The sequence below is a fragment of the Kitasatospora sp. NPDC088160 genome, from assembly GCF_044741445.1.
GTDB lineage: Bacteria > Actinomycetota > Actinomycetes > Streptomycetales > Streptomycetaceae > Kitasatospora.
In genome coordinates, this window is the sequence record NZ_JBIUSS010000007.1 from 21,528 (window position 1) to 34,366 (window position 12,839).

General features: G+C 73.8%; 13 protein-coding genes. 6 read left to right on the plus strand and 7 right to left on the minus strand.

Annotated elements, in window-relative coordinates:
- Window positions 1-4 precede the first annotated feature (4 nt).
- Window positions 5-793: a CPBP family intramembrane glutamic endopeptidase gene (locus tag ACIOGZ_RS12360; RefSeq protein WP_363585301.1), complete on the plus strand. Its 789-nt coding sequence runs from the start codon at window positions 5-7 to the stop codon at window positions 791-793.
- Here the strand turns inward: ACIOGZ_RS12360 and ACIOGZ_RS12365 are convergent.
- The 6 genes from ACIOGZ_RS12365 to ACIOGZ_RS12390 form a co-directional block, all read right to left on the minus strand.
- Window positions 771-1,307 (minus strand): HAD domain-containing protein, encoded by a 537-nt coding sequence (locus tag ACIOGZ_RS12365; protein WP_380426624.1) that lies wholly within the window; start codon window positions 1,305-1,307, stop codon window positions 771-773. The genes ACIOGZ_RS12360 and ACIOGZ_RS12365 overlap by 23 nt on opposite strands.
- Before the next feature lie 96 nt (window positions 1,308-1,403).
- Window positions 1,404-2,672 carry an MFS transporter gene (locus ACIOGZ_RS12370; protein WP_363585300.1) on the minus strand — a complete coding sequence of 423 codons (1,269 nt, stop codon included), beginning with the start codon at window positions 2,670-2,672 and terminating at the stop codon, window positions 1,404-1,406.
- Between the two features lie 60 nt (window positions 2,673-2,732).
- Complete coding sequence (locus tag ACIOGZ_RS12375; RefSeq protein ID WP_363631920.1) at window positions 2,733-3,434, minus strand: alpha/beta fold hydrolase; 702 nt, start codon at window positions 3,432-3,434, stop codon at window positions 2,733-2,735.
- Window positions 3,435-3,488: 54 nt separating this feature from the next.
- Complete coding sequence (locus ACIOGZ_RS12380; RefSeq protein ID WP_363585298.1) at window positions 3,489-4,898, minus strand: sugar porter family MFS transporter; 1,410 nt, start codon at window positions 4,896-4,898, stop codon at window positions 3,489-3,491.
- Between the two features lie 242 nt (window positions 4,899-5,140).
- Window positions 5,141-5,794: an FMN-binding negative transcriptional regulator gene (locus tag ACIOGZ_RS12385; protein WP_363585297.1), complete on the minus strand. Its 654-nt coding sequence runs from the start codon at window positions 5,792-5,794 to the stop codon at window positions 5,141-5,143.
- Between the two features lie 14 nt (window positions 5,795-5,808).
- Window positions 5,809-6,480 (minus strand): pyridoxamine 5'-phosphate oxidase family protein, encoded by a 672-nt coding sequence (locus tag ACIOGZ_RS12390; protein ID WP_400985843.1) that lies wholly within the window; start codon window positions 6,478-6,480, stop codon window positions 5,809-5,811.
- 34 nt (window positions 6,481-6,514) lie between these two features.
- On the opposite strand from ACIOGZ_RS12390, the gene ACIOGZ_RS12395 reads away from it, so the two are divergent.
- Window positions 6,515-7,852 carry an aminotransferase class I/II-fold pyridoxal phosphate-dependent enzyme gene (locus ACIOGZ_RS12395; protein ID WP_400985845.1) on the plus strand — a complete coding sequence of 446 codons (1,338 nt, stop codon included), beginning with the start codon at window positions 6,515-6,517 and terminating at the stop codon, window positions 7,850-7,852.
- A 225-nt stretch (window positions 7,853-8,077) separates the two neighbouring features.
- A complete protein-coding gene (locus ACIOGZ_RS12400) occupies window positions 8,078-9,295 on the plus strand; it encodes a GDSL-type esterase/lipase family protein (protein ID WP_363585294.1) in 1,218 nt (405 codons plus the stop codon).
- Between the two features lie 142 nt (window positions 9,296-9,437).
- Here the strand turns inward: ACIOGZ_RS12400 and ACIOGZ_RS12405 are convergent, their stop codons facing one another.
- Window positions 9,438-10,796, minus strand: a complete 1,359-nt coding sequence (locus ACIOGZ_RS12405) for an NAD(P)/FAD-dependent oxidoreductase (protein WP_363585293.1) — start codon at window positions 10,794-10,796, stop codon at window positions 9,438-9,440.
- 169 nt (window positions 10,797-10,965) lie between these two features.
- Between ACIOGZ_RS12405 and ACIOGZ_RS12410 the strand changes: the two genes are divergently transcribed.
- The 3 genes from ACIOGZ_RS12410 to ACIOGZ_RS12420 all read left to right on the plus strand — a co-directional run bounded on the left by ACIOGZ_RS12410 (window position 10,966) and on the right by ACIOGZ_RS12420 (window position 12,709).
- The gene (locus ACIOGZ_RS12410; protein ID WP_079136059.1) at window positions 10,966-11,721 is read left to right on the plus strand and encodes a HipA family kinase; all 756 of its coding nucleotides are present in this window, start codon (window positions 10,966-10,968) and stop codon (window positions 11,719-11,721) included.
- Window positions 11,718-12,134, plus strand: a complete 417-nt coding sequence (locus ACIOGZ_RS12415) for a DUF3037 domain-containing protein (protein ID WP_363585292.1) — start codon at window positions 11,718-11,720, stop codon at window positions 12,132-12,134. The genes ACIOGZ_RS12410 and ACIOGZ_RS12415 overlap by 4 nt, the downstream gene beginning before the upstream one ends.
- A gap of 119 nt (window positions 12,135-12,253) precedes the next feature.
- Entirely contained in the window at window positions 12,254-12,709 is a 456-nt protein-coding gene (locus ACIOGZ_RS12420; protein ID WP_363585291.1) for a MarR family transcriptional regulator, read from the plus strand.
- Window positions 12,710-12,839 lie beyond the last annotated feature (130 nt).

The following is a 12,839-nucleotide window of genomic DNA, read 5'->3' on the forward strand; positions in this document are numbered from 1 at the left end:
CCCCGTGACCACCCTCCCGACCGCACCGGAGACCGCGAAGCCCACGCGCCGGCTGCTCGGCGTGGAACTGCTGATCGTCCTCGGACTCTCCCTCGGGGCCAGTGGCGTCAGCGCGCTGATCAGCTTCGCGGCCTCGCTCACCGAACCGATCCAACTCGGCCAGCAGGTCGCCACGTTGAACGGCTCGCGGGCGCCCGGCCGGCCCTGGCTGGACCTGGTGTGGCAGCTGTACTACATCGGGCGCGGGCTGATGCCGGTGGTGCTGGTCGGGTACCTGCTGGTGCGCGAGGGCGCCGCGCTGCGGGTGCTCGGCTTCGACCTCGGGCAGAAGCTGCGCGACCTCGGCCGTGGCGCCGCCGTGGCGGCCGCGATCGGCGGCTCCGGGCTGGTGCTGTACCTGGCCTCGCAGGCGGCCGGCTACAACCTGACGGTGGCGCCGTCCGGGCTGCCGGACGTGTGGTGGCGGATCCCGGTGCTGGTGCTCTCCGCGTGGCAGAACGCCGCCCTGGAGGAGGTCGTCGTCCTCGGCTACCTGCTGCGCCGGCTCGGGCAGCTGGGCTGGTCGTGGCCGGCGGCGGTGGTGGCGAGTTCGGTGCTGCGCGGCTCGTACCACCTGTACCAGGGGGTCGGCGGGCTGGTCGGCAACATGGTGATGGGGGCGGTGTTCTGCCTGCTCTACCGGCGCTGGGGGCGGGTGATGCCGCTGGTCGCGGCGCACGCGTTGATCGACACGGTGGCCTTCGTCGGGTACGCGCTGCTCGCCGGGCACGTCAGCTGGCTGCCGACCCCCTGAGCGGGAGGCGGCCGGCCGGGGTGCGCGGCGGCCGGGCGAGCAGGCGGTCGACGTGCCGACGCTCCAGGCCCGGGCCCGGGTCGATCGGCAGCAGCAGGCGGTCGCGGCGCCAGAGGGAGTTGCGGACCAGCCGCGGCGGGATGACGTCGTCCACCCAGGCGAACGGGCGGCCTGCGGCGTAGCGCAGCAGCGGGGCCCACTTGCGGGCCGAGAGCAGCTCCATCAGCGGGACGCGCGGGTCACCGGGCTGCGGGACGTCGCCGGTGAAGCGGACCAGCGGGAGGGCGGGCAGGCCGATCGCCGGGGCGATGTGCGCATTGGCGTGCTCCTCCCAGGTGGTGGCCCACACGAGTTCGTAGGTGCCGGCCAGCTCGCGCAGCCAGGCGCCGTGCCGGGCGGAGAGGAGCACCGAGTAGCCGAGCAGGGTGTGGGTGTCGAACCCGGCGTCCGGGTGCGGGCAGACCGGGTTGAGCACCCCGTCGACGTCCAGGAACAGCAGCGGCTTCGGCACCAGTGGCCCCCAGAGACGGTGGTGTGACTTACCTGGTCGGACGAACCTGGCGTACCAGTGGTTGCGTACGGCCGGGCGCACGCGGGGCGCACGGGGCGCTCACGGCGCGGCCACCGGCTCGGCGGCGGCCACCGGTGCGTCGACGGTGCTCCTGCGGGCCAGCCGGCGGACCTGAGGCTCCAGCAGCACGACCGCGCTGAGCACCAGGCAGACGACGGCGCAGGCCCACAGCGCGCCCGAGAGGCCGAGCACCGTGGCCGCCGGGCCGGCCAGCGCGATGCCGATCGGGGACAGCGAGAAGGAGCCGAGCTCGTCGTACGCGGCGACCCGGGAGAACATCTCCTCGGGGATCTCCTGCTGGAGCGCGACCATCCAGTTGACGCCGAAGACGGTGACGCCGACCCCGGACAGGAACATCGCGAGGGCGAGCAGCGGCAGCGGCGCCTCCGCCGCCAGCGCCAGGGCGGGCACGCCGAACAGGAACACCCCCCAGTTGCCGACCAGCAGGATCCGGCGGGGCCGCCAGCGGGCCATCAGCACGCCGGTCACCACCAGCCCGACGCCGTAGGCGGCCATCGCCAGGCCCCAGTCGGACGCCCCGCCGAGGCGCTCCTTGGCGACCGTCGGCCCGTACACCGACTCGACCGCGCCGATGCAGGCGACCAGGACGGAGAACTGCGCCACGACCACCCAGAGCCAGCGGCGGGAGGCGAACTCCCGCCAGCCCTCCCGCAGATCGCGCAGCATGCTGTGGCCCTGCGGGGCGGGCGCCTGCTCGGCCTCCAGGAAGAACCGGAGCGAGGCGGCGACCAGGAAGCAGGCGCCGTCCAGGGCGAGCACCCAGCCGGGGCCGACGGCGGCGGTGAGCGCGCCGCCGAGCGCGGCGCCGCCGATCTGGGAGGCGTTCTGGCCCATCCGGAACACCGAGAAGGCCCGGGCGGCGTGCTCCGGGGCGACGGCCTGCAGCATCATGCCGCCGGAGGCGGGGGAGTAGAGCGCGTACCCGGCGCCGCCGGCGGCGGAGAGCAGCATCAGCTGCCAGAGCCGGATGTCCCCGGCCAGCACCAGTGCCGCCAGGACGACCTGGGACAGGCCGCTGAACAGGTTGGCGGCGACCATGAGGTGGTGCCGGGGCATCCGGTCGGCGAGGGCACCGCCGACCACCAGGAGCAGGACGGTGGGCAGCAGCCGGGCGGCGGTGACGTAGCCGACCTCGGACGTGGTGCCGCCGTGGCCGAGCACGGCGAAGGCCGTGGCGATGGGGGCACCGGCGTTGCCGAGGCCGCTGACCACGGTGGCGGCGGTCTGGATGCGGAAGTTGCGGCTCGCCCAGGCGAGGCGGCGGGGGCGCGGAGGTCGGGTCGGCACCTGGAGACTATGGCCGCGGCTCGTACGGCTGTCCAACGGGTTTTCATGGTTGGGACGGGCTCAGCCCAGGTGGCCCCAGAGGAAGGTGAGGGTGCGGCGCCAGGCGGTCGCGGCCTGGAGCGGGTCGTAGGTGCCGAGCGGGTTCTCGTCGTTCATGAAGGCGTGGCCGGCCGGGTAGAAGTGGATCTCGGGGCGGACGTCGGTGGCCTCGCCGATCCGGATCGCGGCCTCGTCGACGGCGGCCATCGGGATCGAGCCGTCCAGTTCGCCGTAGTGCCCCAGGACGTGGGCGGTCAGGCCCCGGTAGTCGAAGTCCGGGTCGGGCGGGAGGCCGTAGAAGGGCACCACCGCGGCGACCCGGTCGCCCTCCCGGGCGGCCAGCAGCAGGGCGAAGCCGCCGCCCATGCAGAAGCCGACCACGCCGACCGCGTCGCCGACCACGCCCTCCAGGGCGAGCAGGTGGTCGACGGCCCCGGAGAGGTCCTCGACGGCCCGCTCGACCGGGAGTTCGCGGGTGAGCCGGGCCGCCTCGGTGCGGTCGTGGGTGGTGGCGCCGCCGAACAGGTCGGGGGCCAGCACGGTGAAGCCCTCGGCGGCGAACCGGTCGGCCATCGTCGCGACGTGCGTGGTGAGGCCCCACCACTCCTGCACCACCACCAGGCCCGGCCCGACGCCCTGGGGCGGGCGGGCCAGGTACCCGTGCGCGGTGCGGCCGTTGCTCGGGAAGGCGACGTTCTGCCGGGAGCCGCCCTGGTCAGGCATGGGTTCCTCGCGGTGGGTCGGGCCGGATGCGGCGGGGACTCGACGGGGGCGGGCTCAGCCCATCTCCTCCAGGGCGCGGCCCTTGGTCTCCTTGATGCAGAAGGCCACGAACGGGATGGAGAGCAGCGCGAAGGCCGCGTAGATGACGTACGTCGCCGACAGGTTCCAGTCGGCGAGGTCGGGGAAGCTGACGGTGATCGCCCAGTTGGCGATCCACTGGGCCGAGGCGGCGACGGACAGCGCGAGCGCGCGGATCCGGTTGGGGAACATCTCGCCGAGCAGGACCCAGACCACCACGCCCCAGGAGAAGGCGAAGCAGAGCACGAAGACGTGCGCCGCGACCAGGGCGACGGTGGCGTGGGTGTTGTCGAGCGTGGCGGTGTCACCCGTGCCGTGCCGGTACGAGAACGCCCAGGCGGCGGTGCCCAGCGCGAGCGCCATGCCGATCGAGCCGGCCAGGGCGAGCGGCTTGCGGCCGATCCGGTCCACCAGCGCCATCGCGATCACCGTGCCGATCACGTTGATGATCGAGGTGGAGAGGCTGATCAGCAGCGAGTTGGACTCGTTGATGCCGACCGACTGCCAGAGGAACGAGGAGTAGTAGAAGATCACGTTGATGCCGACGAACTGCTGGAACACCGAGGCCCCGATGCCGACCCAGACGATCGGCAGCAGGCCGAACCGCCCGCCGAGCAGGTCCTTGAGCCGGGGCTTGTGCGAGGACTCCAGCACCGTGCGGATCTCCGCGACCCGGGCGTCCAGGTCGACGTCCTCGCCCTCCACCTCGCGCAGCACCTTGCGGGCCTGATCCTCCCGGTGGTCGGCGATCAGGTAGCGCGGCGACTCCGGGATGGCGAGCGCCATCAGCCCGTACACCAGGGCCGGGATGGTCTCCACGCCGAGCATCCACTGCCAGGCCTGGATGCCGCCCAGGTGGCCGGTGGACTCGCCGCCGGCGGCCTGGTTGATCGCCCAGTTGGCGAGCTGGGAGACGGTGATGCCGAGCACGATCGCCATCTGCTGGAAGGACGCGAGCCGGCCCCGGTAGGCGGTCGGCGCGACCTCGGCGATGTAGGTGGGCGCGATCACCGAGGCGATGCCGATCGCGATGCCGCCGACCACGCGCCAGGTGGCGAGCACCTGGATGCTCGGCGGGAACATCGAGCCGATGCCGCTGATCGCGAACAGGGTGGCGGCCAGCAGCATGGTGCGGACCCGGCCGAGGTGGTCGGCGAGCCGGCCGGCGGCCACCGCGCCGGCCGCCGAGCCGAGCAGCGCGATGGCCACCACGAAGGCCGTTTCGCCGTTGCCCACGGCGAAGTGCTTCTGGATGCCCGTCACCGCACCGTTGATCACCGCGCTGTCGTAGCCGAACAGGAACCCGCCCATCGCGGCGGCGGCGGAGATGAAGATGACGTGCCCGAGGTGGGCCTCGCCCGCCCGATGGCTGTTGAGTGTGGACAAGCGCGCTCCCCGAGGTGGACGGGCCCGCTCTGACGGCCGAGTGGGCAGGACTCGTCTCACATTCGAGCAGCGACGGGGCCGCCCTGCTCGAATTGGAGGCCGATCGGGTGATCCGGGGTCAGTCACCCGCGGTGTGATGGGCCGTTCGCGCCGGGAGCGTGAACGGTCGGACGCGCCCCACGGTCAGCCGGCGCGCCTGCCGGGCCAGTTGACGTGCCCCCCGGTCACTCGGTGCGTCCCGGTCAGCCGACGCGCCGCTGGTGCCGGCGCAGCAGTTGGGTGCGGGCGGCGGCGTCCTGGTCGCGCCGGGGGTGCGGGGCGTTCGCGCGGTCGGCCTCGCGCTCGGCCAGCCGGTCGGCGATCGCGTGCTGGGCGTCGGCCGGCTTCTTGTCGTCGTACTTGAACTTGGCCCGCACCTCGCGGACCGTCAGGCGGAGCCCGCGCAGGCCGGGGAGCAGCCGGGAGAACTCGCCCTCACCGGGCACCACCCGGGTGTCCGGCGTCTCCGGCTGGAAGTGCGCCAGCTGGCGGTTGAGGATCTCCGCCTTGCCCGCCGCGGACTCGACGAGCTCGGCGGTGCAGTGGAAGTGGACGGAGGCGTAGTAGCTGGTGGGCGTGCCCGGCTCGCCGCGCCAGTGGCCGGGCGCGAAGGCGTAGCCGTCGGTGACCGCGAGGGTGACCTGCGGGTCGGCCCGGACGGCGGCCAGCAGCGGGTTGGGCGCGGCGAGGTGGAGCAGGATCTCGCCGCGCCCGGCGTCCAGCAGGAAGTGCGTCGGGACGAGCACCGGGCCCTCGCCCGGTCCGCCGTTGGCGGCGAGCAGGCCGAAGTCGCGGCCCTCGGCCAGCCAGGCGCGCCACTCCTGTTCGTCGCCGCGGTCCCAGGATCTGATCAGCATCGGCGGGCCCTCCGTCAGCGGGGGTAGCCGCGCAGGTGCGCGGGCAGCGGGACGGTGGTGGAGGCGGCCGGCTCGGGGGTGCCGTGCACGGTGGTGACCGGGATCAGGCCGGACCAGTGGGGCAGGTCGAGGTCCTCCGGGTCGTCGTCGGCGCCGTCCGCGCGGGTCTTGGCCGAGACCTCGTCCAGGTCGAGCCGGAGGACGGCGGTGGCGGCGAGTTCCTTGGCGTTGGCCGGGCGGACGTCGGCGGAGCGGCCGGGGATCGCGTGGTCGACCAGCGCGGCCAGCGCGACGTCCAGCTCCTCGGGGTCGGTGACCTGGTGGGCGGTGCCGTGCGCGATGACCGAGCGGAAGTTGACCGAGTGGTTGAACGCGGACTTGGTCAGCACCAGCGCGTCGACCAGGGTGACGGTGAGGCAGACCGGCAGGCCCTGGTCGGTGGAGGCGTTGCGCAGCGGACGGCTGCCGGTCGAGCCGTGGACGTACAGCCGGCCGCCGACGCGGGCGTAGATGGTCGGCAGGACGACGGGGGCGCCGTCGGCGACGAAGCCGAGGTGGCAGATGTACGCGTGGTCGAGGATGTCGTGGATCGCCTCCTGCTCCCAGGTGGCGCGGTCCTTGTAGCGGGTGGGGGTGGTGCGGGGGGTACGGGAGTAGCTGGCGGAGCCTTCGGAAGGGGCCGACATGACAACCTCTATGTACTAGTGCATAATTTACTTTGTGCTAGGAGACTATCCGCTGAAAGGGCGACGCGCCAGCGAAATCGCGTCCCACATCGAACAGGGCGTGAGCACCGGGCGCCTCGCCCCCGGAACCGCGCTGCCCCCGCTGCGCGACCTCGCCGCCGAACTCGGCGTCAACCCCAACACCGTCGCCGCCGCCTACCGGCTGCTCCGCGACCGCGGGGTGATCGAGACCGCCGGCCGCAAGGGCAGCCGGATCCTCCCCAGGCCCGCGCTCACCCCGCGCGACCAGATCCGCGTCCCCGTCCCCCCGCACGCCCGCGACCTGTCCGGCGGCAACCCCGACCCGGCTCTGCTGCCCGACCTCGCCCCGGTCCTCGCGGCCGCCGCCGGGGCCGCCCACGCCGAGCCCGTCCTGTACGGGCACCCGGCCGTCGACCCCGGGCTGCTCGCGCTCGCCCGCGCCTCCTTCGAGGCCGACGGCCTGCCCGGCGGCCCGATCGCCGTCGCCTCCGGCTCGCTCGACACCATCGAGCGCATCCTCGCCATCCGGCTGCGCCCCGGCGACGCCGTCGCCGTCGAGGACCCGGGCTGGGGCAGCCTGCTCGACCTGCTGCCCGCGCTCGGCCTGCGGCCCGCGCCCGTCCGGCTGGACGACGAGGGCCCGCTGCCCGACTCGCTCGCCGCCGCGCTGGCCGAGGGCGCCCGTGCGGTGGTGGTCACCAGCCGGGCGCAGAACCCGACCGGCGCCGCGCTCACCGCCCGCCGGGCCGAGGAGCTGCGGGCCGTCCTGGCCGAGCACCCCGGCGTGCTGCTGATCGAGGACGACCACGGGCACGGCATGGTCGACCAGCCGTACCACTCGCTGGTGGGCGCCGGCGCGCGGCACTGGGCCGTGGTGCGCTCGGCGGCCAAGGCGTACGGCCCGGACCTGCGGCTCTCGGTGGCCGTCGGCGACCAGGACACCATCGGGCGGGTCACCGGGCGGCTGCGCCTGGGCGCCGGCTGGGTCAGCCACCTGCTCCAGCGGGCCGTCGCCGAACTGTGGCGCACCGACGCGGTGCCGGTCGCCCGGGTGGCCGGCGTCTACCGGGCCCGCCGGGACGCGCTGCTCGGCGAACTCGCCGCGCGCGGCATCGAGGCGCACGGCGAGAGCGGGCTGAACGTCTGGGTGCCGGTGCCGGACGAGACCTCCGTGCTGGTGGCGCTGGTGCAGCGCGGCTGGGTCGCGGCGCCCGGCGCGCGCTACCGCGTCCAGTCCCCGCCCGGGCTGCGGCTCACCGTGGCCCAGTTGGAACCGGCGGACGCGCAGCGGCTGGCCGAGGACCTGGCGGCCGTGCTGGGGGCGGGCGGGGCCGGTTCGCGGCTGGTGTGAACCGGGCCGCGCCGGTCCGGTTCGACCCGTGCGCTCCGCCGGTCTGAACCCGGTGCTCCGCTGGTCTGAACCCGGCGGTAACAAAGCGGGAAACCTGGTGCAGATACCTAGCGGTAACCAGTGCGGGCATGTCATGTTCATCGCGCCACCGGCCGGCGGCCCACCCTCACCTAGGCGTCTCCCCGTCCCCACCGCACGGGGAGACCGAGCCGCAGGAGTTCCGCCGTGCCCGAAAACAGTTCGAGCATCACCCGCAGCGCCCCTCGACTCCGCCGACGGCTGCTCACCGCGGCCCTCGCCCTCCCGCTGGCCGCCGGCGGTCTGATGGCCGGCGGCCTCGCCACCGCCGCGTCGGCCGCCGCGGCCCCCTCCGTACCCCTCGCCGCACCGGGCGGCCCCACCGCCAGCGTCACGCTCGGCGACAGCTACATCTCCGGCGAGGCCGGCCGCTGGATGGGCAACGCCGCCGGCACCAGCGGCAGCCGGGCCGGTACCGACCGCGCCTGGAACGGCAGTTCCGCCGACGCCTCCCGGATCTACGGCCCCACGGCCGCGAGCGGCTGCGACCGCTCCGACGTCGCCGAGGTGCTCAGCGCCTCCACCGGCGCGCAGAACGAGATCAACCTGGCCTGCTCCGGCGCCGTCACCGCGAACATCTTCCGCGCCGCCAACGGCGGCCAGACGCTCAAGGGCGAGGCCCCGCAGGCCGACCAACTCGCCACCGTGGCACGGCAGAACAGCGTCAAGCTGATCACGCTGTCGATCGGCGGCAACGACCTCGGCTTCAGCGGCATCATCTCCAACTGCGTCCAGGACTACCTCATCTGGTACTCCTACTGCCACGACTCCGCGCAGTCCTCGATCGACTCGAAGATGCCCACGGCGATGGCCGGCGTCGGCAAGGCGATCGACGAGATCCGCGCGGTGATGGCCGGGGCCGGCTACGCGCAGGGGGACTACCGCCTCGTCCTGCAGTCCTACCCCTCGCCGATCCCGCGCAGCGCCGAGATGCGCTACCCGGAGAGCGGCTGGACCCGCTCGAACACCGGCGGCTGCCCGTTCTGGGACGGTGACGCCGACTGGGCGCGCGACTCGATGGTGCCGCAGATCTCCAAGTCGCTGGCCGGGGTCGCGGCGTCCAAGGGCGCCCAGTTCCTCGACCTCTCCGACATGCTGCAGGGCCGCGAGGTCTGCTCGACGGCCACCCGGCAGCCGACCGCCACCGCCGGACCGTCCGCGACCACCAGCGAATGGGCGCGCTTCCTGGACGGCGGCCTCAACTCCACGCAGGGCGTGCTGCAGGAGTCGATGCACCCCAACTACTACGGGCAGCAGGCGCTCGGGCGCTGCCTGACCCTGCTGTGGGGGCAGAGCAGCGGCGACTACGCGTGCCGCAACACGGCGGGGCAGGACGCGGGCGGGATGTACCTGGCGGCGCGGTGACGTCGTGACACCGGGACGTTGTGACGCTGGGTTGTTCCGGCGCGCGGCTGTCGTGACGCCGTGATGTCGTGACGCTGGGCTGTTGTGACGCGATGCCCGGTGCCCGTTTCCGGATCGGTTCCGGAGGCGGGCGCCGGGCGGCTCAGCCCTTGGCGAGCAGGGCCTGGGCGTGCGCCCGGACCTGATCCTTCGTCAAGTAGGAGTCGGTGTACTCGAAATCGCGCATCCGGGCGGGCTGGCGGGCGAGGAAGCCGGTCCGGACGAAGTCGTCCCCGGCGGTCGCGTTGAGCAGCCAGTTGGCGCCCACCCGGAACTTGGCCGCGTTGGTGCGCATCGCCATCAGGTGGTAGCCGCGGGCCACCAGCTGGGCCGGCACTCCGTGCAGCTCCACGCCGAGCGGCTTGGACACCGCGTCCTTGCCGCCCAGGTCGACCACAAGGCCCAAGTCCTTGTGATAGTAGGGCTCCAGAGGTTGGTTGCGGAGCGCGGCGATCACGTTGCCGGCCACCACGCGGCCCTGCCGGGCGGAGTGCTGGGCGGTCGGCGGGCAGACCGCGCCGTCGCCCTTGGCGAGGTCCGGCACGGCGGCCGCGTCGCCCAGCGCGAACACGCTCTCGAACTGCGGCACCCGCATCTCCGCCGTCACCGCGAGCCGGCCGCGGACCGTCTCCGCGTCCAGCGTGCCGATCAGCGGGCTCGCGGCCACCCCGGCGGTCCAGATCAGCGTGCGGCAGGGCAGTACTCGGCCGTCGGTGAACTTGACCGACTCGGCGCCGACTTCGGCCACCGAGACGCCCAGCGACACCTCGATCCCGCGGCCGCGCAGCACCTCCAGAGCGGCCAGGCCCAGCGCGTCGCCCAGCTCCGGCATCAGCTTCGGGGCGATGTCGATCAGGTGCCACTTGATCTGCCGGGCGTCCAGGCGCGGGTAGCGGTGGGACGCGGCGGTGGTCAGGCGTTGCAGGCAGGCGGCCGTCTCGGTGCCCGCGTAGCCGCCGCCGACGACCACGAACTGGAGCCGGGACTCGCGCTCCCGCTGGTCCAGGGTGGCCGAGGCGAGGTCGAGTTGGGCGATCACGTGGTCGCGGACGTAGGCCGCCTCGGCGAGCGTCTTCATCCCGCGGGCGTAGTCGGTCAGGCCGGGGATGTCGAAGGTGCGGGTGACGCTGCCGGGGGCGAGGACCAGGTAGTCGTACTTCTGCGCCACCACCTCGTCGGTGATCTTGCGGACCACGCACACCTTGGAGGCCGGGTCCACGCCGATCGCGCCGCCCGGAACGATGTGGGTGCGGCGCAGCGTGCGGCGCAGGGAGACCGCGACCGACTGCGGGGTCAGCACGCCGGCCGCGACGTGCGGCAGCAGGGGCAGGTAGAGCTGGTAGCTGAACGGTGTGACCAGCGAGATCTCGGCCTCCGACGGCGCGAGCTTGCGTTCGAGTCGGCGGGCGCACTCCAGGCCGGCGAAGCCGCCGCCCACGATCAGGATCCGAGGTCGTTCCATCGCTCATCCCTTTGCCGTGCAGGTCGTAACCGCGAAGGTCCCCATTGCTGTCCGCCACACTCGCACGGAGCAGCGGGGGCTGCCACCGGGGTGGGGCGGATGGTGGAGGGGTGGGACGGGGCGTACGGAGGGGAGGAGGTGACGGGTCGGCACCGATAGGCTGTCGGGCGTGCTCCCCGAGGTGACGGCGGTCCGTTATGTGACGCCACTGCGAGAAGGCGGCTCGATGCCGGGCCTGGTCGAGGCCGACGACCGGCGGCTGTACGCGCTGAAATGGGTCGGCGCGGCGCAGGGCCGGAAGGCGTTGGTGGCGGAGGTGCTGGCCGGGGAGTTGGGCCGGCGGCTCGGGCTGCCGGTGCCGGAGCTGGTGACGGTCGACCTGGATCCGGTGCTGGCCCGCAGCGAGCCGGACCAGCAGGTCCAGGACCAGATGCGGGCCAGTGGCGGGACCAACCTCGGGATGGCCTTCGTCAGCGGCGCGCTCAACTTCGACCCGCTCTGCTTCGAGGTGGATCCGGAGCTGGCCGGCCAGGTGCTCTGGTTCGACGCGCTGATCGGCAACGTCGACCGCTCCTGGCGCAACCCCAACCTGCTGGTGGCGACCGGCGGGCTGCGGCTGATCGACCACGGCGCGAGCCTGATCTTCCACCACCACTGGGCGGGCGCCGCCGCCTGGGTGCGCCGCCCGTACGACGCCTCCGACCACGCGCTGCTGCGGGCCCGGCCGGACCTGACGGCCGCCGACAAGGCGCTCGCACCGCTCGCGGAGGCCGCGATCGAGGGCGCGGTGGCGAGGATCCCGGAGGTCTGGCTGCTGGACGAGCCCGGCTTCGACTCGCCCGAGGCGGTGCGCGCCGCGTACCGCGCCCAGCTGACCGGCCGACTGGCCGGTCCGCGCGACTGGCTGCCGGAGGTGCCCGCATGACCGAGCCGAGGACGCCCGCGCTGCCGGCCGCCGTCGAGCTGCACGACTACGAGTACGCCGTGATCCGCGCGGTGCCGCGGGTGGAACGCGGCGAGTGCGTCAACGTCGGGGTGCTGCTGTACTGCCGCCAGAACGGGTACCTGGCCGCGCGCACGCACCTGGACCAGGCCCGGCTGCTGGCGCTCGACCCGGTGGCGGACGTGAACGGGGTGCGGCGGGCGCTGCACGGGATCGAGGCGGTCTGCGCCGGGGGGCCGGAGGCCGGCCCGGCGGCGGGGGACAGTCCGGGGCAGCGGTTCCGCTGGCTGACCGCTCCGCGCAGCGCGATCGTCCAGCCGGGGCCGGTGCACACCGGGCTGACCGCGGACCCGGACCCGGAGCTGCGGCACCTGTTCGATCAGCTGGTGCTCTAAGCTCTGTCGACCGGCCGGAGGCTTCGTCGACCGGCCGATGCTGCAGTTCCGGTCAAGCCGTCGACGGTTGCCGTGGTCAAAGCTTGAGTTGCTGAAGCACTTGGCCGTACGCTGACCCCATGGGTTCGACAGCGACGACGACCGTACCGACCAACGCCGAGTTGATGGAAGCGTTGGCCGCCGTCGGCGCCGCGTATTTCCAGGACTTCGCGGCGGCCGCGGCCCGGCACGGGCTCTCCTCCTCGCAGGCCAAGGCGCTCGGCGCGGTGCAGGAGCCGGTGCCGATGCGGGCGCTGGCCGGACGGCTGGGCTGCGACGCGTCCAACGTCACCGGGATCGTGGACCGGCTGGAGTCGCTGCGCCTGGCCCACCGGGAGGCCGCCGCCGGCGACCGCCGGGTGAAGATCGTCGTGATCACGGACGAGGGCCGGGAGATCCTGAACCGCATCCGCGGCGAGATGGCCCGCACCCACCAGGCGTTCGAGGCGATGACCGACGAGCAGCGGATCGCGCTGCACTCGATCTGCGCGCAGGTCCTGCCGGTGCTGGCCGGCCGGTCCGGCGCCGCCCAGTAGGCCGCCCGGCAGCGGGCCGCCCCGCGCCCGGCGGGAATCGTCGGGCGGGCCCGGTCGGAGCCGTCCGCTCCGGCCCGGGCCGGAGCCGCCCGATGCGCCGACGTTCCGGCTGACCTCGGCTGTTAGGCTT

Excerpts from the sequence above, each read along its gene's own strand:
- ACIOGZ_RS12415 (WP_363585292.1), top strand. The coding sequence starts at position 11,718 with ATGACCGAGCCGAGGACGCCCGCGCTGCCGGCCGCCGTCGAGCTGCAC.
- ACIOGZ_RS12420 (WP_363585291.1), top strand. The coding sequence starts at position 12,254 with ATGGGTTCGACAGCGACGACGACCGTACCGACCAACGCCGAGTTGATG.
- ACIOGZ_RS12385 (WP_363585297.1), bottom strand. The coding sequence starts at position 5,794 with ATGCTGATCAGATCCTGGGACCGCGGCGACGAACAGGAGTGGCGCGCC.
- ACIOGZ_RS12375 (WP_363631920.1), bottom strand. The coding sequence starts at position 3,434 with ATGCCTGACCAGGGCGGCTCCCGGCAGAACGTCGCCTTCCCGAGCAAC.
- ACIOGZ_RS12405 (WP_363585293.1), bottom strand. The coding sequence starts at position 10,796 with ATGGAACGACCTCGGATCCTGATCGTGGGCGGCGGCTTCGCCGGCCTG.
- ACIOGZ_RS12390 (WP_400985843.1), bottom strand. The coding sequence starts at position 6,480 with ATGTCGGCCCCTTCCGAAGGCTCCGCCAGCTACTCCCGTACCCCCCGC.